22 protein-coding genes are annotated in these 22959 nt (G+C 72.0%); 14 read left to right on the top strand and 8 right to left on the bottom strand.

Annotated features, from left to right (window positions below):
- Nucleotides 1-71: 71 nt before the first annotated feature.
- The 6 genes from OXR63_RS16530 (at nucleotide 72) to OXR63_RS16505 (ending at nucleotide 5747) form a co-directional block, all read left to right on the top strand.
- Nucleotides 72-989 carry a DUF4097 family beta strand repeat-containing protein gene (locus OXR63_RS16530; protein WP_267425051.1) on the top strand — a complete coding sequence of 306 codons (918 nt, stop codon included), beginning with the start codon at nucleotides 72-74 and terminating at the stop codon, nucleotides 987-989.
- Entirely contained in the window at nucleotides 986-1558 is a 573-nt protein-coding gene (locus tag OXR63_RS16525; RefSeq protein WP_194627648.1) for a PadR family transcriptional regulator, read from the top strand. The genes OXR63_RS16530 and OXR63_RS16525 overlap by 4 nt, the downstream gene beginning before the upstream one ends.
- Nucleotides 1559-1698: 140 nt before the next feature.
- Nucleotides 1699-3912, top strand: a complete 2214-nt coding sequence (locus OXR63_RS16520) for an APC family permease (protein ID WP_267425048.1) — start codon at nucleotides 1699-1701, stop codon at nucleotides 3910-3912.
- A 30-nt stretch (nucleotides 3913-3942) separates the two neighbouring features.
- Nucleotides 3943-4719: a hypothetical protein gene (locus OXR63_RS16515; protein WP_267425047.1), complete on the top strand. Its 777-nt coding sequence runs from the start codon at nucleotides 3943-3945 to the stop codon at nucleotides 4717-4719.
- A 56-nt stretch (nucleotides 4720-4775) separates the two neighbouring features.
- Nucleotides 4776-5087, top strand: a complete 312-nt coding sequence (locus OXR63_RS16510) for a DUF3072 domain-containing protein (protein WP_267425045.1) — start codon at nucleotides 4776-4778, stop codon at nucleotides 5085-5087.
- Between the two features lie 219 nt (nucleotides 5088-5306).
- Nucleotides 5307-5747, top strand: coding sequence for a DoxX family protein (locus OXR63_RS16505; protein ID WP_267425044.1), 441 nt, complete (start codon nucleotides 5307-5309; stop codon nucleotides 5745-5747).
- Nucleotides 5748-5871: 124 nt separating this feature from the next.
- Here OXR63_RS16505 and OXR63_RS16500 read toward each other — a convergent pair whose 3' ends face one another.
- Complete coding sequence (locus OXR63_RS16500; protein WP_267425042.1) at nucleotides 5872-6984, bottom strand: NAD(P)-binding domain-containing protein; 1113 nt, start codon at nucleotides 6982-6984, stop codon at nucleotides 5872-5874.
- Between the two features lie 162 nt (nucleotides 6985-7146).
- Between OXR63_RS16500 and OXR63_RS16495 the strand changes: the two genes are divergently transcribed.
- Nucleotides 7147-7365 carry a DUF3073 domain-containing protein gene (locus tag OXR63_RS16495; RefSeq protein ID WP_267425040.1) on the top strand — a complete coding sequence of 73 codons (219 nt, stop codon included), beginning with the start codon at nucleotides 7147-7149 and terminating at the stop codon, nucleotides 7363-7365.
- A 187-nt stretch (nucleotides 7366-7552) separates the two neighbouring features.
- Here OXR63_RS16495 and purM read toward each other — a convergent pair whose 3' ends face one another.
- Nucleotides 7553-8647 carry a phosphoribosylformylglycinamidine cyclo-ligase gene (purM, locus tag OXR63_RS16490; protein WP_267425038.1) on the bottom strand — a complete coding sequence of 365 codons (1095 nt, stop codon included), beginning with the start codon at nucleotides 8645-8647 and terminating at the stop codon, nucleotides 7553-7555.
- A 71-nt stretch (nucleotides 8648-8718) separates the two neighbouring features.
- Here purM and purF point away from each other — a divergent pair, with 71 nt between their 5' ends.
- Nucleotides 8719-10176 (top strand): amidophosphoribosyltransferase, encoded by a 1458-nt coding sequence (gene purF / locus OXR63_RS16485; RefSeq protein ID WP_194660095.1) that lies wholly within the window; start codon nucleotides 8719-8721, stop codon nucleotides 10174-10176.
- Between the two features lie 103 nt (nucleotides 10177-10279).
- Here purF and OXR63_RS16480 read toward each other — a convergent pair whose 3' ends face one another.
- The gene (locus OXR63_RS16480) at nucleotides 10280-10675 is read right to left on the bottom strand and encodes a hypothetical protein (protein WP_267425034.1); all 396 of its coding nucleotides are present in this window, start codon (nucleotides 10673-10675) and stop codon (nucleotides 10280-10282) included.
- Between the two features lie 109 nt (nucleotides 10676-10784).
- Here OXR63_RS16480 and OXR63_RS16475 point away from each other — a divergent pair, with 109 nt between their 5' ends.
- Nucleotides 10785-13361 (top strand): helix-turn-helix transcriptional regulator, encoded by a 2577-nt coding sequence (locus OXR63_RS16475; protein ID WP_267425033.1) that lies wholly within the window; start codon nucleotides 10785-10787, stop codon nucleotides 13359-13361.
- 332 nt (nucleotides 13362-13693) lie between these two features.
- On the opposite strand, the gene OXR63_RS16470 is transcribed toward OXR63_RS16475, so the two are convergent.
- A complete protein-coding gene (locus tag OXR63_RS16470) occupies nucleotides 13694-14071 on the bottom strand; it encodes a sterol carrier family protein (protein WP_267425032.1) in 378 nt (125 codons plus the stop codon).
- A gap of 57 nt (nucleotides 14072-14128) precedes the next feature.
- On the opposite strand from OXR63_RS16470, the gene purD reads away from it, so the two are divergent.
- Both purD and OXR63_RS16460 read left to right on the top strand, forming a co-directional pair.
- A complete protein-coding gene (gene purD / locus OXR63_RS16465; RefSeq protein WP_267425031.1) occupies nucleotides 14129-15397 on the top strand; it encodes a phosphoribosylamine--glycine ligase in 1269 nt (422 codons plus the stop codon).
- Nucleotides 15394-16272 carry a phosphoribosylaminoimidazolesuccinocarboxamide synthase gene (locus OXR63_RS16460; RefSeq protein ID WP_267425029.1) on the top strand — a complete coding sequence of 293 codons (879 nt, stop codon included), beginning with the start codon at nucleotides 15394-15396 and terminating at the stop codon, nucleotides 16270-16272. Before purD ends, OXR63_RS16460 begins: the two co-directional genes overlap by 4 nt.
- Nucleotides 16273-16415: 143 nt before the next feature.
- Here OXR63_RS16460 and OXR63_RS16455 read toward each other — a convergent pair whose 3' ends face one another.
- Entirely contained in the window at nucleotides 16416-17618 is a 1203-nt protein-coding gene (locus OXR63_RS16455; RefSeq protein ID WP_267425027.1) for a PP2C family protein-serine/threonine phosphatase, read from the bottom strand.
- Between the two features lie 107 nt (nucleotides 17619-17725).
- Here OXR63_RS16455 and OXR63_RS16450 point away from each other — a divergent pair, with 107 nt between their 5' ends.
- Complete coding sequence (locus OXR63_RS16450) at nucleotides 17726-18046, top strand: hypothetical protein (RefSeq protein ID WP_071272833.1); 321 nt, start codon at nucleotides 17726-17728, stop codon at nucleotides 18044-18046.
- 20 nt (nucleotides 18047-18066) lie between these two features.
- Here the strand turns inward: OXR63_RS16450 and OXR63_RS16445 are convergent, their stop codons facing one another.
- Nucleotides 18067-18936: a helix-turn-helix transcriptional regulator gene (locus OXR63_RS16445; protein WP_267425019.1), complete on the bottom strand. Its 870-nt coding sequence runs from the start codon at nucleotides 18934-18936 to the stop codon at nucleotides 18067-18069.
- A gap of 173 nt (nucleotides 18937-19109) precedes the next feature.
- Between OXR63_RS16445 and OXR63_RS16440 the strand changes: the two genes are divergently transcribed.
- Complete coding sequence (locus tag OXR63_RS16440) at nucleotides 19110-19979, top strand: VOC family protein (protein WP_267425017.1); 870 nt, start codon at nucleotides 19110-19112, stop codon at nucleotides 19977-19979.
- A 148-nt stretch (nucleotides 19980-20127) separates the two neighbouring features.
- The gene (locus OXR63_RS16435; RefSeq protein WP_267425015.1) at nucleotides 20128-20694 is read left to right on the top strand and encodes a GNAT family N-acetyltransferase; all 567 of its coding nucleotides are present in this window, start codon (nucleotides 20128-20130) and stop codon (nucleotides 20692-20694) included.
- Between the two features lie 73 nt (nucleotides 20695-20767).
- Here the strand turns inward: OXR63_RS16435 and OXR63_RS16430 are convergent, their stop codons facing one another.
- On the bottom strand, nucleotides 20768-22297 hold the full coding sequence (locus OXR63_RS16430) for a catalase (protein WP_308202151.1): 1530 nt from the start codon (nucleotides 22295-22297) through the stop codon (nucleotides 20768-20770).
- A 77-nt stretch (nucleotides 22298-22374) separates the two neighbouring features.
- Entirely contained in the window at nucleotides 22375-22887 is a 513-nt protein-coding gene (locus tag OXR63_RS16425) for a Fur family transcriptional regulator (protein ID WP_267425013.1), read from the bottom strand.
- Between the last annotated feature and the right edge of the window lie 72 nt (nucleotides 22888-22959).

Genomic DNA, 22959 nt, shown 5'->3' with positions numbered 1-22959 from the left:
CTTGTCGCGTCCAGACTCGCGATGTATCGTGACTTCCACAACGCGATACATCGCGAGTTCGAGGAGGCAACATGGCACAGGAGAAGTGGCTCGTCGAGGAGCCCAAGGTCATCGACACCGGCATCGTCCGGTCCGTGCGCGTCGGACTCGTGGGCGGGCAGGTCGACGTCGTCGCGCACGACGAGCCGACCGCACGCGTCGAGGTGCACAGCGTGTCGGGCAAGCCGCTCAAGATCGAGCTCGACGGCGACACGCTCACCGTCGACCACCCGCAGATCCGCTGGGACGACCCGATCGGGTTCCTGCGGTCCTTCCGCGGCTCCGCCCGCGCGGACGTCAGCATCCTGGTGCCCCGCGACGCCGGCGTCACCCTCGGGGTGGTCTCCGCGGGCGCGCTGCTCTCGGGCACGAACCGCGGCGCGACGCTGAACACCGTCTCCGGTGACCTGGTCGTCGACGGCGTCGCGGGTGACGTCACCGTCAACGCGGTGAACGGCACCACCACCATCCACGACCTCGACGGCGCGCTCACGGTGCACACGGTGTCCGGTGACGTCGTCGCGACGGGCGAGATCCCACGCTTCTCGGCGGACGGCGTCTCCGCCTCCGTCGTGCTCGACCTGCGCGGCACCCCCGACGCCGCCAAGGTGAACACGGTGTCCGGCTCCGTGAGCGTCCGGCTCGAGGACGGCGTCCCCTTCCGCTGCACCGTCAGCACGGCGACCGGCAAGCTGCAGTTCGACGACGCGGAGATCAACGGCGTGCGCGGCTCGTACGTCAAGCAGGGCGGCGAGCTCTCCGGGCAGTGGCTCGACCTCAAGGTGAACTCGGTCTCCGGCGACATCGCGGTGGTGCACGCGCCGCCGGCTGCCCCGGCGACGACCACGACGACGCCCCCGACGACGGCGTACACCGCCCCGGAGACGCCGAGCACCGACCCGACGACCGGCACGCACGGCACGACCGACGAGACCGAGGCACCCGCATGAGCCCCGTCTTCGCCCACGGCCAGCTGCGCCTGTACCTCCTCGTCCTGCTCGCCGACCACCCGATGCACGGGTACGAGGTCATCCAGGCCCTCGGCGAGCGCTTCGGCGGCACGTACGTCCCGAGCGCCGGCACCGTCTACCCGCGCCTGGCCAAGCTCGAGGACGAGGGCCTGGTCTCGAAGACCGTCGACGGCCGCAAGACCGTCTACGCGATCACCGAGGCCGGCCGCGCCGAGCTGACCGCCCGCGCCGACGAGATCGCCGACGTCGAGTCCGGCGTGAACGACTCCGTCCGGTCGCTGGCCGACGGCGTCCGCGCCTCGGTCGGTGACGCGATGCGCTCACTCCGCGCCGACCTCGCCGCGTCCGCACAGGGGGCCAGCACCGAGGAACCGACCTCCGTCCCCTCGGAGAGCGCCCGGGTCCTCCGCGAGCTCGAGATGGCCCTGTCGTCGTTCCGGCAGCAGGTCCGCGCCGACCTGCGTCGTCGGGCCACCCGCGGCACGCTCGGCGCCGACACCGTGACGCGTCTGCGTGACGGCCTGGAGGCCCTGCGCCGGTCGCTCTGACCGCTCGCGCCGGCGGGACGGGGGCGACCACGGCCTCCCGTCCGCCGGCGCGGCCGGGCCCGCCGCACCAGCGCGTGGACCGGACCGTCGCTTCCCTGTCCGTCCGCACAGTGTTGACTCGCGCGCGGATGTGAGTAGGTTTGCCGCTCGTGACGAACGAGATCCGGTCGCTGAAGTCGCGACTGATCGGGGATCCGCTCCCCTCCGAGAAGCTCGAGGGACAGCTCCTCCCGAAGCACCTCGCGCTCCCCATCTTCGCGAGCGACCCCCTCTCCTCCGTGGCGTACGCCCCGCAGGAGCTGCTGATGATCCTGCTGCTCGGTGGGATGGCGTTCCTCACCTTCGCGCCGTGGGTCGCCGCGCTCGTCGTGCTGCTGCTCGTCGTCGTGGTCGCGTCCTACCGCCAGCTCATCAAGGCGTACCCGTCCGGCGGCGGCGACTACGAGGTCGCGCACCGGAACCTCGGCGAGAAGGCCGGGCTCGTCGTGGCCAGCGCCCTGCTCGTCGACTACGTCATGACCGTGGCGGTGTCGGTGGCCTCGGGCGTGGACAACATCATCTCCGCGCTGCCGATGCTCAACCCCTTCCGCGTCGAGCTCGCCCTGGTCTTCGTCGTGCTGCTCGCGGCGGCGAACCTCCGCGGTGTGCGGGAGTCGAGCAAGGCGTTCGCCGTCCCGACGTACCTGTTCGTGGCCAGTGTCTTCGTGATGGTCGTCACCGGACTGGTCCGGGTCGCCGCGGGGCACCCTCCCGTCGCCGAGTCGGCCGGGTACACCGTGCAGAACGTCGAGCACACCACGCAGGCAGCGTTCATCCTGCTGCTCCTCCGCGCGTTCGCGTCCGGCTGCTCGGCACTGACCGGCGTCGAGGCGATCGCGAACGGCGTGCAGGCATTCCGCCGGCCGAAGGTCCGCAACGCGCAGGCGACGCTGGTGGCCATGGGCGGCATCGCGATCGTCCTGTTCGTCGGGCTCATCACGCTCGCCCTCGTGTCCCGCGTGCACTACGCCGAACGGGCCTGCGACCTCGTGGGCTTCGCGAACTGCGCGACCACGCCGCAGCGCTCCCTGATCGCCCAGATCGCGGCGGCTACGTTCGGCGACAACTCCGTGCTGTTCTTCGTGATCCAGGCGACGACGGCCGCGGTGCTGCTCCTGGCGGCGAACACCGCGTTCAACGGGTTCCCGCTGCTCGGCTCGATCCTGGCGCGGGACTCCTACGCCCCGAAGGCCCTGTCGACCCGCGGTGACCGGCTCATCTACTCGAACGGCGTCATCGTGCTGGCGCTCGTCGCGGCCGCGCTGCTCGTGGTCTACCGGGCGAACGTCACGAGCCTCATCCAGCTCTACATCATCGGCGTCTTCGTGTCGTTCACGCTCGGTCAGACGGGCATGGTCGTGCACTGGACCCGGCTGCTCCGGGCCGACCGGGACGGCACCGCGTCGGAGCCCGTGCACCGCGGCCAGGTCGTGCGCTCGCGGACGATCAACGCGATCGGGGCGACGTTCACCCTGGTCGTCCTGGTCATCGTCACGATCACCAAGTTCACGCACGGCGCCTGGCTGGTGTTCCTCATCATGCCGGTGCTGTACGTGCTGATGCTCGGCGTGAACCGCTACTACCGCGACGTCAAGCACGAGGTCGAGGCCGACGTCGAGACCCGGTTCGGCGCGACCGGCGACCACGCGATCGTCCTGGTGAACCGGCTGCAGAAGCCGGTGCTCAAGGCGCTCGACTACGCCATCGCCGCCGAGCACGCCGGGCTCGAGGCCGTCCACGTGGCCATCGACGACGCCGACGCCGCACACCTCCGGCAGCAGTGGGCCGAGCACGGCATCGACGTCCCGCTGACGATCGTCCCGAGCCCGTACCGCGACATCTCGATGCCGCTCATCTCCTACATCAAGGCGCACCGGGCCGCCCACGGGTCCGAGGTCGTCACGGTCTACACGCCGGTCTTCATCGTCGGGCACTGGTGGGAGGGTCTGCTCCACAACCACCGCGGCCGTCGGATCCGGCGGAAGCTGCTGCTCGTGCACGGGGTGACGGTCGCCCTCGTGCCGTGGCTCCTCGACTCCTCGGAGCTGCTCTACGGCCGACGCTCCCGCCCGTTCCCCGGGCAGGACCGCCGCGGCGAGCCCGTCCGGCCCCCGCTCCGCCGGTCGCCGAACGGCGTCGTCAGCAGTGACGAGGAGGACCGCATCCTCCGATCGGCCCAGCGGAACAGCCTGCAGTCCCGCCGCGCGACCCGACCGGCCGGCCCCGCCGAGGGCGTGGACCCGGCCCTCTGCACGGGCGAGATCCGTGCCCTGGTGGCGGCGTCCGCGGCGCGCAGGCCGACGTCCTCGGAGTGAGCCGAGCCTCCCGGAATACGATGTGACCCCATGACCAACGCTCCCGAACTGCGCACCTGGGCGACGTTCGACGGCCACGGCGGCAAGGTGTCGAAGCGCGTCGAGGTCCTCGACCACCTCGACGACCGGTACGAGGGCCTCGTCGCCGTCCGCGGCGAGCACCCGCTCGGCGCGCTCGACGAACGCGCCGTCGACGACGACGCCGAACTGGCCCGCGGCGTCGCGAGCATCGGCTGGGTCGACCCGGCCACCCTCCGCGACTGGTACCGGCCCGACCGGGTCGTCGTGCCCCTCGTCGAGGCCCGCCGCTCCGGCCTGGAGCCCGGCGTCTACGCGGACACCCGCGGACGCGGTCGCGTCCGGATCGACGGCCAGGAGGCCCACCTCGGCCCCGACGGCCGGCCCGCCTTCCGTGCACTGGCCGCGTCCGGCGCCGTGGACGCGCCGCTCCCGAAGGACCAGGTGGTCCGGCTCGTGACGGTGGTGGCCGATGCCACGACGCCGACCGGAGCCGCCGGCGTCGAGATCGTGACGACGCCGATCAGCCCGCTGCTGGCCCCCGGCACCTACCCGGTGTTCGCGGACGACGTGCCCGGCCTGCCGCCGCGCACATCCTCCGGTCGGGTGGAAGTCCGTGCCGCGGTCCTGCTCGACGGCTCCCTGCACCCGGTCGAACGCCTCGACGAACCGGGCAACACGCTCTGGGTCACGCGGGACGGGCGCTCGGTGCCGCTCGCGGCGAACGAGGTCGGGCCGGACCTGGTGCGGTACACGAGCGAGCCGGTGGACGAGTCCGGCGCTGCGTAGCGTCTTCCGGCCCGCGGGTCGGCTGGTGTCAGTGGGTGCGGCGTAGCGTCCGTGCCATGACCGACGCATCCTCCTCCCCGTCCTCCTCCGAGCCCGCGACCGACGGCGAGACCCTCGGCGGGGCACGTCCCGACCCCTCCACCACCGCGAGCAAGGACCCGGAGCAGTGGGTCACCGGCGACGAGCCCATGACGGGTCCGCAGCGCAGCTACCTCGACACCCTGGCTCGTGAGGCCGGCGAGGAGCTCTCCGCCGACCTGACCAAGGCCGAGGCGTCCGAGCACATCGACCGCCTGCAGCACCAGACCGGCCGCGGCACGCCCGACGGCGAGGCCTCGAGCTCCGGCACGATCGGCGCCACGTCCTGACCCGACGTTGAGCCGTCGCCTGGTGCGACGTCGGCCACCCCGTGCGAGCTGCTGTGCTCGCACGGGGTGGCCGTTCCCGTTCCGGCCGAGGGACCTCGCACGGTGCGCGGTCGGCGTTGCCCGCGTCCCGCTGTGCGGTCCTGGGCATGCCCTGGACATGTCGGGCGAGAACCCCCGACACGTCGCATGAATGACACGTCACCTCGTACGGTCGTGGCCATGCGAACGACATCGACATCCATCGGCCTGATCGTCCTGCGCGTCGTCCTCGGGGTGGTCTTCGTCGCCCACGGAGCCCAGAAGGTGGGGCAGGGCCTCCCCGCCGTCGCCTCGGGCTTCTCGGGCATGGGCGTCCCGTTCGCCGAGGTCGCCGCGCCGCTCGTCGCCGGACTGGAGCTCGTCGGCGGCGCACTCCTGGTGCTCGGGGTCGCGACACGGGTCGTCGCAGCGCTGCTCGCGGTCGACATGGTGGCAGCCGGGGTGCTCGCCCACGGTGACGCCGGGTTCTTCGCGCAGCAGGGCGGCTTCGAGTTCGTGCTCGTGCTGGCGGCCGGTGCGCTCGCGGTCGCACTGACCGGGCCCGGGCGGTTCTCCCTCGACGCGGTCGTGCTGCGTGCGCGCCGTCGTCGCCGGGACGTCGAGGAGCCCCTGGCCGCGTAGGACCGCGCGGGCGGGCGGGCGGCGGGCGGCGGCTCGGTGCGAGGTTGTGCACCTCGTGCGGGGCTGTCGGCGCGCACCGGGTGTGCGACCTCGCACGTGCCGGAGGAACTCGCACGGTGCGAGATCAGGACGCGTCGAGCGCTGCCATCACCTGGCGGGCGATCCGGCGACCGGCCCGGTTCGCCCCGATGGTCGACGCCTGCGGGCCGTACCCGGCGAGGAAGAGCCGGGGTTCGTCCTCGGAGCGCCCGTCGGCCACGACCACGCCGCCCTTCGCCGTCCGCAGGTGCAGAGGCGCCAGGTGCCGGAGGTCGGCCCGGAAGCCCGTGGCCCAGATGACCGCGTCGGCGTGCACGTGCTCGCCATCGGCCGTGACCACGCCGTCCTCGTCGAACCGCTGGAACATCGGCTCGTCGCGCAGAACGCCGCGGTCCAGACCCGCTCGGATGCGTCGCGACACCGGGACCCCGGTGCCGCTGACGATGCTCGGCAGGACCTCGCCGGCACGCGCTGCCCGGTCCTGTTCCTCGACCGCTGCCACCGCGGACTCGACGTCGAGCGCGGTCCCGCCGGACCAGACCACCGGGCGACGGGTGAACCACCGCGTGGACCGGGCGACCCCGTCGAGCTCGAGCAGGAACCCGATCGCGCTGGTGCCGCCCCCGACGACCACGACGTCCTGCGCGGCGAACTCGGCCGCCGACCGGTACTCGGTGGTGTCGACCTGGCGCCCGCCGAACACGTCGCGCCCGGGGTACCAGGGGACGAACGGGGTGCCCCAGGTCCCCGACGCGTTCACCACGACGTCCGCCAGGATCCGCCCGACCCGTCCGTCCGCACCCCGGGTCGACACGCACAGTCCGGATCCCGCACGCTCGACGCTCGTCACCTGGACCGGACGTCGCACCCGCAGGTCGTGGTGCTGCTCGAAGCGGCGGTAGTACTCGCCGACGACGTCTCGAGCGGGGCGGGCGCGGTCGGCGTCGTCGAACCGCAGGCCCATCTCGTGCATCCCGGGCAGGTCGTGCACGCGGTGGGCGGCGCCGAGCCGGAGGGCCTCCCAGCGGAACTGCCACGCGCCGCCGGTGCTCGGTGCCCGGTCGAGGACGACCAGGTCCGTCCCGGCCACCAGCCCGACCCGCTGCAGGTGCCAGGCGACCGACAGACCGGCCTGTCCAGCACCGATCACCACCACCCGGGCGTGCTGGTCGTCGAGGGTCGGTGCCTGGTCTGTCATCACTTCCGATTCTGCTGGATGCGCAACGCCCGTGGGGCAGGTCCAGATAGGGCTACATGGTAGAGTGATCGGCAGATTTCCAACCACGAACCGTTCGGATTCACCGGGTGACACTCCTCTCCCGTCAGACCGGACACGAGCCGACACACGAGGGGGTCACGCATGGGGCGCGGCCGTCAGAAGGCAAAGCACACCAAGGTCGCTCGGGAGCTGAAGTACTTCAGCCCTGAGACCAACTACGGTGCACTCGAACGCGAGCTGTCCACTGGGCAGAACGACGGCGAGGACTACGAGGACCGCTGGGCGGACCAGTACGGGCCAGAGCCGTTGGACGACGGCGACGAGCTCGAGACCCAGCAGGAACACGACAAGTCCGCCTGAGTCAGGTTCGACGACGACGCCGCGCGCCCACTGGGCAGCGCGGCGTTTCCGCATGTGCGGGCACCGTCGCCGTGGGACGGACGGGCGGAATCCCGACTCGGAACGACATCGTCGCTGTCGTACGACCTCGACGATGTCGTTCCGAGTCGGTAACGCCCACGGAAGCGCAGCGCCCGCAGCGCGAGCCTCAGCCCGCGTACGCCCCAGTCAGCCGCACAGCCCCGCCGTCGACGCCCTTGGCGCCCTGCTCGAAGCCATCGAGCGCCCGCGGGGACATCGACACGGCGCCGACCGACCACGACGCCATCCCGGCAGCGCCGAGGGACGCGATGACCTCGTCCGCCTGGGACGCCGCGACGACGGCGAACATCCCGACGCCGAGGTTCCAGGTGCCCTCGGTGTCCTCGATCGGGGTGCCGGCCATGTCGGCGAGCACCCGGAAGACGGGCAGGGGCTCCCACGTGGCGCGGTCGACCTCGACCCAGGAGCCGACGGGCAGCACGCGCGCCAGGTTCGCCGCGATGCCGCCACCGGTCACGTGCGAGAGCGAGTGCACGGCGCCGGGGAAGGCGTCGAGCAGCGACAGGAGCGGCGTCGTGTAGAGGCGCGTCGGCTCGAGCAGCGCTTCCCCCACCAGGCCGCCGAACTCGGGCAGCGAGTCCGTGTAGCCGACCCCGCGCTGCCCCAGGATGTGGCGCACCAGCGAGAAGCCGTTCGAGTGCAGGCCAGAGGAAGCGATCGCCACGACGACGTCGCCGTCCTCGACCAGGTGCGCGCCGAGCTGCGACGAGGCCTCGACCGCACCCACCGCCGCGCCGGCGACGTCGTAGTCGTCCGGCCCGAGGAGCCCGGGGTGCTCGGCCGTCTCGCCACCGACCAGCGCGGTGCCGGTGTCGGCGCAGCCGCGGGCGATCCCGGCGACGATGTCCGCGATCCGTGCGGGCACGACCCGGCCGCAGGCGATGTAGTCCGTCATGAACATCGGCTTCGCGCCGACCACGACGATGTCGTCGACGACCATCCCGACCAGGTCCTGGCCGATGGTGTCGTGCTTGTCGATCGCCTGGGCGATCGCGACCTTCGTGCCGACGCCGTCCGTGGACGTGGCGAGCAGCGGCCGTGAGAAGTCCTTCAGGAACGACACGTCGTAGAGCCCGGCGAAACCACCGACCCCGCCGAGCACGGACGCGTTGTGCGTCGCTGAGACGGCGGACTTCATGAGCTCGACGGCCAGGTCACCGGCAGCGGTGTCGACGCCGGCCTCGGCGTAGGGGTTGGGCATACGTCGTCCTCCGCGGGGCATGGCAGACTTGTTCGGTACCACCCGATCCTACGGTCTGGAGCACTCCGCGCATGTGCGGCATCGTCGGCCTCGTCAATCAGGGGCCAGCAAACCAATCCATCTACGACGCACTGCTCCTCCTGCAACACCGGGGACAGGACTCGACGGGCATCGCCACGGTCGAGGGACACATCCACCACATGCACAAGACCCGCGGGCACGTGCGCGAGGCCTTCCGCACCCGTGACATGCGGGCCCTGCTCGGCACGATGGGCCTCGGCCACGTGCGGTACGCCACCAAGGGCACCGCGAGCAACGAGGAAGAAGCCCAGCCGTTCTACGTCAACGCGCCGTACGGCATCGTCCTCGTGCACAACGGCAACCTGACGAACACGCGGGAACTGACGCGCGAGCTGTTCGACATCGACCGTCGACACCTCAACACCAGCTCGGACACCGAGCTGCTCGTCAACGTCCTGGCGCACGAGCTGCAGGGCCAGGTGCGCGGCCGCGAGCTCGACGCCGGGCAGGTGTTCGACGCCGTCGAGCGCGTGCACGAGCGCGTCGAGGGCTCCTACGCCGCCATCGCCACGATCGCGGGCCACGGGCTGCTGGCCTTCCGCGACCCGTTCGGCATCCGCCCGCTCATCCTCGGGCACCGCTTCAGCGACGCCGGCGGCTCCGAGTGGGTCGTCGCCTCCGAGTCCCTCGTGCTCGAGTCGGGCGGGTACGACATCGTCCGCGACGTCGCCCCGGGCGAGGCCGTCTTCATCGAGATGGACGGCACGATGCACGCGCGCCAGTGCGCCAAGAACCCGCGCCTGGTGCCCTGCTCGTTCGAGTACGTCTACCTGGCGCGTCCGGACTCCGTCATGAACGGCATCTCCGTGTACGACGCCCGCCTGCGGCTCGGCAACCGCCTGGCCGACACGATCGAGCAGTACGCCCCCACCGGCGACATCGACGTCGTGATGCCGATCCCGGACTCCTCACGCCCCGCAGCGATGCAGGTCGCGCAGAAGCTCGGCATCGAGTACCGCGAGGGCTTCTACAAGAACCGCTACGTCGGCCGGACGTTCATCATGCCCGGGCAGGCGGAGCGCAAGCGCTCGGTGCGCCAGAAGCTCAACGCGATGTCGTCCGAGTTCAAGGGCAAGAACATCCTCATCGTCGACGACTCGATCGTGCGCGGTACGACGAGCAAGGAGATCGTGGAGATGGCCAGGGCCGCCGGCGCGAACGAGGTCACCTTCACCTCGGCTGCTCCCCCGGTCCGGTTCCCGCACGTCTACGGCATCAACATGCCGACGCGGCAGGAGCTCATCGCGCACGACCGGAAGATCCCGGAGATCAACCGCGTGCTCGGCAGCGACCACCTGATCTACCAGGAGATCGGCGACATGCGGGACGCCATCATCGAGGGCTCCGACGTCACCGACCTCGAGATGAGCTGCTTCACCGGTGAGTACGTCACCGGCACGGTGAGCCCCGAGTACCTGTCCTGGGTCGAGGCCAACCAGCTCAGCTGAGCGCGGTCCTGGTCGCGACCAGGACGACGGACAGGAGGCCCCCCACCAGCTGGTGGGGGGCCTCCTGTCTGTGCATGGCCGGCCACGACGTGACCGGGAGCAGTCAGCGCGGCTGGTCGCCGCGGTCGTCGATCTCGCCCTCGACCGTCTCGGGGGGCAGGTCGACGGCGATGCGCTCCGCCGTGAGGCGGGCTGCGCGGCGGGCGAGCACGCGGTCCAGGACCACGGCGACGACGGCGCCGACCGCCATGCCGATGGTGACGCCCCAGAGGCCGAAGTAGCCGACCAGGCCGCTGAAGCCGACGGTCTCGGTCTTGTCGCCGCGGTCGATGTTCATCGTCGCCGCGATCACGATGATCGTGACGAGGAAGCCGAGCAGGGCACCGCCGACGATGAAGACACCGAACTTGGGCGCGCGCCGGATGGTGACCTCGTCGGAGGTCGAAGCGGTGTCGGGTGCGGGCGCGGCAGCGTCGTCGGGGTGGTCGGTGGTGCTCACGACTCCATTGTCCCCCACCTTGGGACGTGCCGGGGCCTCACGACGGACGCGGATCCGGGGGATGATGGTTCCGTACCGCTTGGTATCCGAGGTGTGGGGGTGACGCAGGATGACCGGACCGATGCTGCCGGGGCACCGGCGCAGCGCCGTGCCCGCCCGGATCGCCTGGCCCGTCGTGCAGCGCCGTGAAGAGGACCGGGCCGTCGCCGTCGTCGCCGAGCACGGCACGAGCGTCGCCCTGGTGGGGGCTCCCGGGCTCGGCAAGAGCACCGCCGCGGCCCGCGTGACCGACCGCGTCGCCCGCCGGGACAGCGCCGACCGGACACTCGTCGTGCCGATCACCGCCGTGGCCGCCGGCGCCACGATGCCGTTCAGCGCCGTCTCCGATCAGCTCGGCGACCTGCCTGCGGAGCTGCTGGCCGACCAGGCCGGTGCGGAGCAGCGACTCCGTGAGGCCGCGGACGTCGTCGACCGCGACCTCCTGCTCCGGGTCGACGACGCCGACCACCTCGACGCGATCTCCGCCAGGTACGTCGCCTGGCTCGTCCGGAACCAGGGCGCCCGGCTCGTGCTGACGTGCCGCGACTTCACCGCCCTCGCCGAGCCGCTGCGCTCGCTGTGGCAGGACGACCTGCTCGAGCGCATCGACCTCGGGCCGCTCGACCTCAACGACACCGCGACGCTCATCGGCAACGCGCTCGGCGCACCGCTCGAGTCGGCGTCCGTGGAGCGCGTGCACCGGGCGACCGAGGGCAACCCGCTCTACCTGCGGGAGGTGGTGCGGGCGGCGCTGGCCTCCGGCGACCTCGACCACACCGCGTCCGGTTGGTACTGGCGCGGCCGGATCACCGCGTCGAACAGCCTCGCCGACATGTACCGGACGGAGCTCGGTGCCCTGCCGGAGGACCTCCGCGACGTCGTCGACATCGTGGCCCTCGCCGACCCGATCCCGCTGTCCCGGCTGCTCGGGCTCGTCGGCGGCGGGGACGTCGACCGGGTCGTCGCGCTCGGCCTCGTGCGGATCGACTCGCTCGCCGACGGCGCCCCGATCGTGCGGCCGTCGCACCCCCTGGTCGGCGAGGTCGTCCGGTCGCTCGTGCCCGTGGCACGACGGACGACGCTGTTCGCCCGTGCCAACGCCTTCCGCACCGACCACCCCGCCGGCGCCGTCCCGGCCGCGCGCCTCCGTGCCGCGCTCTGGGCGATCGAGTGCGGGGTGCTCCCGCCGGTGCCGCAGCTGCTCGACGCCGCGCAGGTGGCCGGTCGACTGCAGGAGCACGAGAGCGCCGTCGCGCTGAGCTCTGCCGCGCTCCGAGCCGACCTCAGCGCCGCCCAGCGGGTCGCCGCCCACTGCCTGCGCTCCCTCGCCCGCGGGTACAGCGCCGGGCGGGAAGCCGGCCGCGCCGACGCCGAGGCCGCGTGGGAGCTCGCCAGGACCCGCCACGACGAGGTGCCCGACGCCGCCGTCATCGAGGCCTGCGAGACCCTGGCCAACATCCGCCAGTTCCACGACGACGACGTCCAGGCCGCCGTCGCCCTCACCGACACGGCCGCCGCCTTCGTGGGGCCGGAGGGCGTCGAACGCCTGCGCCTGCTGCGCCTGGCACACCTCGGATGGGGCGGCGACTTCACCGAGGTCCGCGCCGAGGTCGAGCGCTCCGGCATCGTCGACGCCCCCACCGTGCCGATGTCGTTCCTCTGCGTCGCCCCGTGCGCCGTGATGGCCCTGGCCTCGGGCGGCCGGCTCGAGGACGCCATGACCCTGGGGCGGGCGTCCCTCGCGACCGCGACGGTCCACGTCGAGGAAGCCCCGTGGAGCGTCGGGGAGCTCCTGTCGGTCATGCACCAGGTCCAGGTCTGGCGGGGCGACTACGACGACCTCATCACCCAGATCTCGGTCAAGCGGTCCAGCCCGTTCCTGAAGTACGACTTCACCCTCGAGCTCATCGGCGTCGGCAACCTGGCGATCGGTCAGCGCCGGTGGGACGACGCCGTCACCGCGTTCTCGGCCGCGTGCGAGCGCTACGCCGTGGCCGACCACGGCGGGTTCGGCGCGTACCCCTGGGCACGGCTGGCCATGGCGCTCGCGTCCGCCGGCCGGGCTGAGGAAGCCGGCGTCGCCCTCGACCGGGCGCGGAGCGTCCCTGCGCGGGCCATGCGGATCACCGGCGAACAGATCCCGATCTCGATCGCCTGGGCGGAGACCGCGCTCGGCAACCCCGCGGGGGTGCAGCACGCGCAGCAGGTCATCGAGCGGGCCACCGCCGACGGCGCCTGGACGAGCGTGATGTTCGGCGAGGTCCTGCTCTACGCGAACGACCTCATGAACGGACGGGACCCGGCCGCGTCCGTCGGACGGCTCCGCGCCGCGGTGGACCACGTCGACGGACCGATGGCCGCCGCCGTGCGCGAGTACGCCGACGCGGTGCTGGCCGGGGACGGCACCAGGACCATCGCCGCGCAGGGGGCACTCGCGGCGCGGGGCATGTACGTCACCGCGAAGCGCTCGCGACCGCCGCTGACACGTCGGGAGTACGAGGTCGCGGAGCTCGCCGCCGAGGGGCTGTCGAACCGGTCCATCGCGGAGCAGCTCGGGTTGTCCGTCCGGACGATCGACGCGCACATGTCGCGGATCTTCGCGAAGTGGGACCTGCACGCGCGGTCGGAGCTCGCCGACCTGGTCTGAGGCGCGCTCCGCCCCACCGGCGGCTGGTGGTCCGCGGGCGGGGCGGGAAGCGCTCCATCCGTCCCCGAGCGCGACAGAATCCGCAATCGGGTTGCGGAATGCAGCACGCCACGCCGGATGGTTGACACGGAGCGACGGTTGTCGCGTACCGTGGGCGATGTCGCCGGGTTCGGACCCGTTCGGGTCGGGTCCGAATCCCGGCGACTTCTACGATACGACTGCGGTAGCACCTGCCACATCGGTAGGCACTACCTAATTCGATCCCCCCGGGTACCGGGAGTGCGGTCGTCAGTCGACGGGAGTGCGGTGGTCAGTCGACGGGAGTGCGATCGTCAGTCGACGGGGCCGAGGCCGTGCGTCCGCACGGGCAGGAACGGTGCCAGGTCCGCGCGGGATCCGGACGCGCTGATGCGCACGGCGGCCGACGGGTCGTTCCACCGGAGGGTGCCGGTCGCGAGCTCGATCCACGTCGCCGCGTCCGTCTCGATGACGTTCGGTGGAGTCCCCCGTGTGTGCCGCGGTCCGGGCACGGCCTGCACGGCGGCGAACGGCGGCACGCGGACCTCGACGCTGTTGCCCGGCACGTCCTCGGCGAGGCGCTGGAGCGTCCACCGCACGGCCATGGCGACGAGCGGTCGTTCCGTCGCACCCCCGACGACGGCGCGCAGTGCGGCTGCGCCCTCGGCGTCGTCGATCGTCCTGCCCGGCATGTCCACAGGCTAGCCGGTGCACCCCAGCGGAGCGCCGTGGCTCGGTAGGGTGATCGGGTGCGAATCCTCGTCCTCGGTTCCGGTGCCCGCGAGCACGCGATCATCACGGCGCTCCTGGCGGAGCAGGCCGGCCACGTCATCACGGCCGCGCCCGGCAACGCCGGCATCGCCGCCGATGTCGAGACCGTGTCGCTCGACCCCACGAACGGTCCGCTCGTCGCCGAGTACGCGCTCGAGAACGGTGTCGAACTCGTCGTCGTCGGTCCGGAAGCCCCGCTCATCGCCGGCGTCGCCGACCCCCTCCGGACCCGCGGCATCCCGGTGTTCGGTCCGAGCAAGGCCGCCGCGGCGCTCGAGGGCTCGAAGGCCTTCGCCAAGCGCATCATGGCCGAGGCCGCCGTCCCCACCGGCCGACCGCTCTCCGCCGGCACGCTCGACGAAGCGATCGCCGCCATCGACGAACTCGGTGCACCGTACGTCGTCAAGGCCGACGGGCTCGCCGCGGGCAAGGGCGTCCTCGTGACCGACGACCGCCAGGCCGCCGTGGACCACGCCACCTACTGGCTGCAGCACGGCCCCGTCGTGGTGGAGGAGTTCCTCGACGGCGAAGAGGTCTCGTTGTTCTTCCTCAGCGACGGCCACGACGTCCGCGCGCTCAGCCCCGCCCAGGACTACAAGCGCCTCGGCGACGGCGACTTCGGCCCGAACACCGGCGGGATGGGTGCCTACTCCCCCCTGCCCTGGCTCGCGGACCGCTGGGGCTCCGAGCAGGCCTTCGTCGACGAGGTCACCGACCTGGTCGCGCTGCCCACCGTGCGCCGCCTCGAGCACGAGGGCACCCCCTTCGTCGGGCTCCTCTACTGCGGGCTGATCGTGACCGAGCAGGGCGTGCGGGTCATCGAGTTCAACGCCCGCTTCGGCGACCCGGAGACCCAGGTCGTGCTCCCCCGCCTGGCCACTCCGCTCAGCGCACTCCTGCTCGCGGCGGCCGGCGGGCAGCTCGGCGGCACCCCCGATCTCGAGTTCCACGACGAGGTCGCGGTGACCGTCGTCCTGGCGAGCGAGGGCTACCCGGAGAACCCGAAGACCGGGCGCCCGATCACCGGTGTCGACGCCGCGAACGCGCGCGACGGCGTCTCGGTCCTGCACGCCGCCACCGGGGTGCTCGACGGCGAGCTCGTCGCGACGGGTGGCCGCGTGCTCAGCGTCGTCGCGACCGGGGTCGACTTCACGGAGGCCAGGGACCGCGCCTACGCCGGCCTGCACGACATCACCCTGCCGGGTGCCCAGTTCCGCACCGACATCGCCACGAAGGTCGCCCGATGAACGCCGCACCCGAGATCGACGGCTGGAAGCACGTCTCGTCCGGCAAGGTCCGCGAGCTCTACGTCCCGGCCAGCACCGCGAACGTCGCGGGCGCCACCGAACTGCTCCTCGTGGCGTCGGACCGCGTCAGCGCCTACGACTTCGCGCTCGAACCGCCGATCCCGGGCAAGGGCGAGCTCCTGACGCGCCTGTCCCGCTTCTGGTTCACCCAGCTCGGCGACGTCCCGAACCACCTGCTCCGCCCCTCGGCCACCACGACCCCCGTGCCGGACGAGGTCGCCACCCGGTCCATGCACGTGATGCCGCTGCGGATGTTCCCGGTCGAGTGCGTCGTGCGCGGCTACCTCTCCGGCAGCGGGTGGGCCGAGTACCAGGAGTCCGGCAGCGTCTGTGGCGTGCCGCTCCCCGCGGGGCTCTCCGACGGCGACCGACTCCCCGAGCCGATCTACACGCCGGCGTACAAGGCACCGCAGGGCGAGCACGACGAGAACATCTCGTTCGAGCGCACCGAGGAGCTCGTCGGCGCGGAGGTCGCTGCGACCCTCCGCGAGCTCTCGCTGCACGTGTACTCGGAAGCGGCGGCGATCGCCCTGCAGCGCGGGGTCATCATCGCGGACACGAAGTTCGAGTTCGGGCACGACACCCACGGCCAGATCCGCATCGGGGACGAGGTCCTGACGAGCGACTCCAGCCGCTACTGGGACGCTTCCTCGTACGACGCCGGCAACCGCACCGACTCCTTCGACAAGCAGATCGTGCGGAACTGGCTCAGCGCGCACTGGGACCGCCAGGGCACGCCGCCGGTGCTCCCCGACGAGATCGTCGAGCGGACCGCGGCCCGGTACCGCGAGCTCATCGAGCGCCTCGGCGCCTGACGGCTGGGGCGGAGCGCGCCTGCGCCCCGTGCGAGCTTGCACACCCCGTGCGCCGCACCAACCTCGCACCGAGTGGCCAACGCCGCACCACGGCACGACCCCACCGCACCGCACCGCACGGCCGCACGGCAACGGCCCCCGCGTCAGCCCTCGCGCGCGATGACCACGACCGTCAGGTCGTCCCCCGGGTCGTGCGTGCGGGCCCGGGCGCGGATGCGCTCCAGGAACGACGCGGTGTCCGTCGCCTTGCGGTACAGCCCGCCCAGCCGCGAGAGCGACGCGAGCGTGGAGTCCCACAGCTCGAGCGCGCCGTCGCTGACCACGATGAGGGTGTCGCCGGGCTCGAGCACCAGGGACCCGGCGGTCCGGGGCAGCCCGACGGGGTGCAGGCCGAGCGGCAGCTCGAGCGACCGGTGGATCGTCTCCGTGCCGTCGTTGTGCAGCTGCAGCACGAGACCGTGCCCGGCGTCGACGTAGTCGAGGTGCCCGGTGGCGGGGTCGAGCCGCCCGTGGAAGAACGTCGCGAAGGACTCGGCCCGGCTGAGCTCCGGCGAGACCTGTCGTTCGAGCGCTGCGACGGCGATCGCGGGCTGCTCGTCGCCGCGCGCGAGGACGGCACCGCGGATACCCGCGCCGAGCAGTCCCGCCGACATGCCCTTGCCCATCACGTCGGACACCGTCACGACCAGGTCGTCGCCGGAACGGTGCCAGTCGTGGAAGTCACCGGAGACGACGCCGTGCGGGACGGACATGCCGTCGACCAGGTAGCCCGGCAGGTCGACCGGGCCGGGCTCGAGGCCGGTGAGCACGGAGCGCAGGCGGTCCTCGTCGGCTCCGGCGGCGAGCTCGCGTTCGGCCCAGGTGCCGAGCTCGTGGAGCAGGGCGACGTCGTCGGGGCTCAGCGTGCGGGGCTGCGGGTCGATGAGGCACAGGGTGCCGACCTTGACCGCGTCGGAGCCGAGCCGCAGCGGGACGCCGGCGTAGAAACGCACGTTCGGGTCGCCGGTCACCATCGGGAGGTCGCGGAAGCGCGCGTCGACGAGTGCGTCGGGGACGAGCACGGCGCCCGGCTCGGCCATGGTCCGGCCGCAGAAGGTGTCCTGCAGCGGGATGGGGCCGGTGAAGACGTCGTCGCTCTGCTGCGACTTGATGACGAGGTGGTCCTCGTTCGCGAGGTTCAGGAAGGAGCCGGAGACGCCGAAGGCCTCTCGCGCGATGCGGGTGATCCGCTCGAAGCGTTCCTCGGTCCCGCCGTGCGCGACGTCGAGGGCGGCGAGGAGCGCAGCGCGCTTGACCGCGTCCGGACGAGACGTCGGTGGCACGCTCGTCCCGGTTCCGACTGTCATGCCTCCACGGTAGCGCGCCGATCGGACATCGCCTGTCCCCCCGTCAGAGGACTCCTGACCCCAGTAGGCGGGTCATCCCGGCCGGGTCGACGTCGTAGGCTTGTGCCGTGATCCGTCGCTCCGCCACCGTGCTCGTCGTCGGCCTCGCGGCAGCGCTGACGTTGTCCGGGTGCGGCGCCCAGGACTCCACCGGTCGCATCACCGTCACGGTGTCGCAGAACGAGGCCGAGCACCAGTACCGCGTCGAGGTCCTCGTGCCGAATGGGCGCACGGCCGCCCAGCAGCGCGCCTTCCCCGGTGACACCCTGCGCTTCGCGGGCATCGCCGTGGGCAAGGTGACGGTCCGCGCGAACGACCTCTGCACGCAGACGGCGATGATCGAGAGTGGCAAGGTGACCGACGTCACGCTGTCCTCGATCGGCTGCTGACCCCGACGCCGCTGCTCGCCTCAGTCCCGGTGGCCGCGACCTGACCCGGCCCGGGCGACCGTCTCGTGCGGGCTCTCCCCGAAGCGCTCCCGGTAGCTCGCCGCGAACCGCCCGAGGTGCATGAACTGCCAGCGCCGTGCCACGTCCTGCACGGTGACGACGCCGCGCGCCGGTCGTGCCTGGAGGTCCAGGTGCACGCGGTCGAGGCGGACCTCGCGCAGGTACCGCATCGGCGTCACGTCGAGTGTCCGGCGGAACAGGTCCTGCACCCCGCGCTCGCTGAGCCCGGCGGCGTCGGCGATGTCCCCGACGGTGATGTCGTCCGCCGCCTGGTCGTGTACGAACCGCACGGCTCGCCGCAGCCGGTTCTCGACGTCCGCCCGGGAGCGCGTGAACGTCGACAGCACGACCTTCGCCACGCGCCGGTTCACGCTCTGCCGGTCGGACTCGGGGAGGTCGGGGTCGAGGATCTGCGCCGTCACCTCGCGCAGCAGCGCCCGCAGCGGCTCGAGTCGGATGTCCGAGGCCTCGGGCTGCACCAACTCCCACGGGTCGCCAATGGTGCCGACCTCGGAGGTCCGTGCGGCGACGGCGTCGAGGAACGCCGGCGTCAGGTGCAGCAGCGTCATCCGGGTGGCGTCGGTGTCGAAGGCATACGCGACGGGAGCGGAGAGCATCACCGGTCGCCCGGGTCCGACCTCCCACCGGTCACCGGTGTCGGCCGTCACGACGGCGTGCCCGTCCGACAGCCAGAACAGCACGTGGGCGGGACGGGGTCCGATCGTGCCGGTCTGCGGACCGTTCGTGCCGATCCGGTGCAGGGAGACGTCGTCGTCACCGCCCGTGCGGTACTCGAAGGGCGTCCCCGCCGCCCCCTCGGTCTCCGCCACGCGAGAACGGTACCGCGACGTGAGGGTCTGTCCCCGGTGGCTCGCGCACCGCGCGTCGCGGCTGCAGGTCGTCGCGCCAGCCGGGAGGCTCGGGGCCGCGTCCCCGGGGTTGGTCCAGGTGGTCGTCGTGCGATTTGGTTGACGCGTCAACCAATTCGGCGGAGACTGGAGCCATGCAGACCCAGGACCTCCTCGCCGCCGACACCGGCATGGGCGCCGTCACCCTCCGCGTGGCCGACCTCGACCGGATGATCGCCTACTACCGCGACGGCGTCCTGCTCACGCTCCTGTCGAACGCCGGAGGTGTGGCCGTGCTCGGACGCGGCACGACGCCGGTCGTGGTGCTCGAGCACGCGCCGGCCCTCGCCCACGCCGGCGCCCACGAGGCCGGTCTCTTCCACACCGCCGTCCTGTTCGACACCCGCGCTGACCTGGCCGCTGCGCTGTACTCGGTCGCGACGCGGTACCCGCAGACCTTCACCGGCAGCGCGGACCACCTCGTCAGCAACGCCTTCTACTTCACCGACCCCGAGGGCAACGGCGTCGAGTTGTACTGGGACCGCGACCGGACCGAGTGGTCGTGGACGCACGGCATGGTCGACATGGACACGAAGTACGTCGACCCGAACGCGTTCCTGCAGGAGCACCTGACCTCGACCGGGCTGTCCGGCGCCGGGGAACGTCCGGCCCGGGTCGGCCACGTGCACCTCTCCGTCGGGGACGTCGCCAGCGCCCGGGCGTTCTACGTCGACCAGCTCGGCTTCGCCACGACCGCGGGCTGGGGCGAGGCCCTGTTCGTCAGCGCCGGCGGGTACCACCACCACATGGCGATGAACACGTGGAACTCCCGCGGTGCCGGGCGTCGGCAGCTCGCGCTCGGGTTGGGACTCGTGCGCATCGAGGTGCCGGGCGTCGACGACCTCGGCGCGCTGACCGCCCGGATGCGGGACCACGGCGTGCAGACGGCCGACGACGGCCGCACCGTCGCGTTCGAGGACCCGTGGGCGAACCGCATCGAGGTCACGGCGCCCGGTCGCGGCTGACGCGCTGCTCGCACCGTGCGCGGTCCTTCGCCTGGTGCGAGGTTCGCCACGTGGTGCCGCGCTGCTCCGGCGCACCGAGTGCGCAACCTCGCACCGGACGGGAGGCTCGCCCCGCCCCGAGCGCAGCAGCACCGTGCAGGATGGACCGATGAGCGACGACATCCGGTGGGAGGTGGTCGAGGAGAGCACGCTGTCCCTCCCCGACCACGAGGCGATCGCGGCGATGCTGGGGCAGGCGTTCCCGGACTGGTCGCACTGGTACGTGGGCGGCCGCAGCTGGTCCGGCATGCAGCCCGAGCGCCGCGTGCTCGCGCACGACGAGGACGGCGTGGTCCTGGCACACGTCGGCATCCGGCGGATGTTCGTCACGGTCGGCGGCGAGGACGTCCTGGTCGGCGACACCGGCCTCGTCGCGGTCGCGCCACGACTGCAGGGAACGGGTGTCGGTCGCGAGCTCATGACGCGCACGCACGCCGTGCTCGACGGGCTGCGCGTGCCGTACGGCTTCCTCGGTGCTGGTGAGAACCGCATCCCGTTCTACAGCCACCTCGGCTGGCACGAGTTCCCCGAGGCCGTCGGCACGTTCAACGCGTTCACCGCCGAGGGCGCCGGCATCACCAACACCGAGCAGGGCGGCTGGATGGTGCGCCCGGTGACCGCAGCACTCGAGGACTGGCCGACGGGTCCGATCTGGCTCAACGGACAACAGGTCTAGTCGCGACCAACGACGGACGGGAGGCACGGTGCCAGCTGGCACCGTGCCTCCCGTCTGTGTGGAACGGCTGGGCTTACGCCTGGACCGCGACCTTCTCCGGGTCCTCGTTCGATCCCGGCGCGCTCGGCGCGACCGCGGCGCGCACGCGCGCACCGAGGTCGGGGTCGACGTTGGTCCAGTAGGCGAACACGCGCTCGCGCAGGTCGTCGCGCGTCACCTTGGAGACGTGCCCGGCGATGTTGCCGACCAGGCGCTCGCGGGCGGCGTCGTCGAGGACCTCACGGTAGAGCGTGCCGGCCTGGCCGAAGTCGTCGTCCTCGGGGTGGAGCGTCGCGGCGGAACGCTGCAGCGCACCGTCGGACTCCCAGCCGGGAGCGTCGTCGGTGGCGGTCGGGTCGGCGTGCGCGCCACCGAGGGAGTTCGGCGCGTACACGGGGACCTCGGACTTCTGGAAGTCGAAGCGCATGGCGCCGTCCTTCGAGTACGAGTGCACCTCGTTCTTCGGGGCGTTCACCGGCAGCTGCGCGTGGTTCGTGCCGACGCGGTAGCGGTGGGCGTCCGCGTAGCTGAAGATGCGCGCGAGGAGCATCTTGTCGGGGCTCGCCGCGATGCCGGGCACGAAGTTCGAGGGGGCGAAGGTCGCCTGCTCGATCTGCGCGAAGTAGTTCTCCGGGTTGCGGTTGAGCTCCATCGTGCCGACCTCGATGAGGGGGTAGTCCGCGTGCGGCCACACCTTCGTCAGGTCGAACGGGTTGAAACGGTAGCTGGCGGCGTCCTCGTACGGCATGACCTGCACCGCGAGGGTCCAGCGCGGGTTGTCGCCACGCTCGATCGCCTCGTGGAGGTCGCGGATGTGGAAGTCGGCGTCCTCACCGGCGATGCGGTCGGCGTCCTCCTGCGTCAGCGTCGCGTGGCCCTGCTCGGTGCTGAAGTGGTACTTCACCCAGAAGCGCTCGCCGTCGGCGTTGATCCACTGGTAGGTGTGCGACCCGAAGCCGTCCATGTGACGCCAGCTCGACGGCAGGCCGCGGTCGCCCATCAGCCAGGTGACCTGGTGCGCCGACTCGGGCGACAGGGTCCAGAAGTCCCACTGCATGTCGTGGTCGCGCAGGTGCGAACCCGGCAGGCGCTTCTGCGAGCGGATGAAATCGGGGAACTTGATGCCGTCGCGGATGAAGAACACCGGGGTGTTGTTGCCGACGAGGTCGTAGTTGCCCTCGGTCGTGTAGAACTTCAGCGCGAAGCCGCGGGGGTCGCGCCAGGTGTCCGGGGAGCCCTGCTCGCCGGCGACGCTGGAGAAGCGTGCGAGCATCTCGGTCTGCTGACCCGGCTGCAGGAACGCGGCACGGGTGTACTTCGAGACGTCCTGCGTGACGGTGAACGTGCCGAACGCGCCGCCGCCCTTCGCGTGGACGACGCGCTCCGGGACCCGCTCGCGGTTGAACTGGGCGAGCTTCTCGACGAGGTAGTGGTCGTGCAGGGCGATGGGGCCGTCGGCGCCGACACCCATCGAGTGCTCGTCGCTCGAGACGCGCGCGCCGCTGTTGGTCGTCGTGGTGGGGGTGCTGGACGGGATGCCGGTCGGCGTGTTCTGGTCGGACACGGTTCCTCCTGGGGTGTGGCGTGGTTCGGACAGGGATGCTCGGGTGGCTCGTGGGTCGGCGGGGCCGACGGGGTGGGTCAGGCGGCGGGGGCCGGCTCGGTGGTGCGCTCGGCCGCGGGGTCGGTGTCTGCGGCTGCGGCTGCGTCTGCGTCTGCGTCTGCGTCGGTGCCGTCGCGCTCGGCTGCAGCGCATGCCTCGCAGATGCCCCAGTAGGTGACCTCGGCCGTGTTGACCGCGAAGCCGTGGGCGTCGGACGGTGTGAGACAGGGCGCGTGGCCCACCGCGCAGTCGACATCGGCGATCGCACCGCACATCGTGCAGACGATGTGGTGGTGGTTGTCACCGGTGCGCCGTTCGTAGCGCGCGGGGCTGCCGGCGGGCTCGATGCGCCGGACCAGTCCCGCGCCGGTCAGTGCCGCGAGGACGCCGTAGACCGCCTGGTGGCTGGTCGTCGGCAGCTCGGCGGCGAGCGCCGTGACGAGGTCGTCGGCCGTCGCGTGCGGCATGGTCTCGGTCGCCCGGAGGACCGCGAGACGCGGGGTCGTGACGCGGAGTCCGGCGGTGCGGAGCAGGTCTGCGTCGACATCCATGAGGACCCCTTCTTTTGCGCTGGTCAAGACAACGCCCACTGTAGCGGCATCCGGTGACGTTCGGCTGACCGG

Origin of the sequence: Curtobacterium sp. GC_Cur_3, assembly GCF_026544205.1 — a bacterium.
GTDB lineage: Bacteria > Actinomycetota > Actinomycetes > Actinomycetales > Microbacteriaceae > Curtobacterium.
The sequence above is the reverse complement of the archived record's forward strand: the minus strand, read 5'-3'. Positions and strand labels throughout refer to the sequence as shown.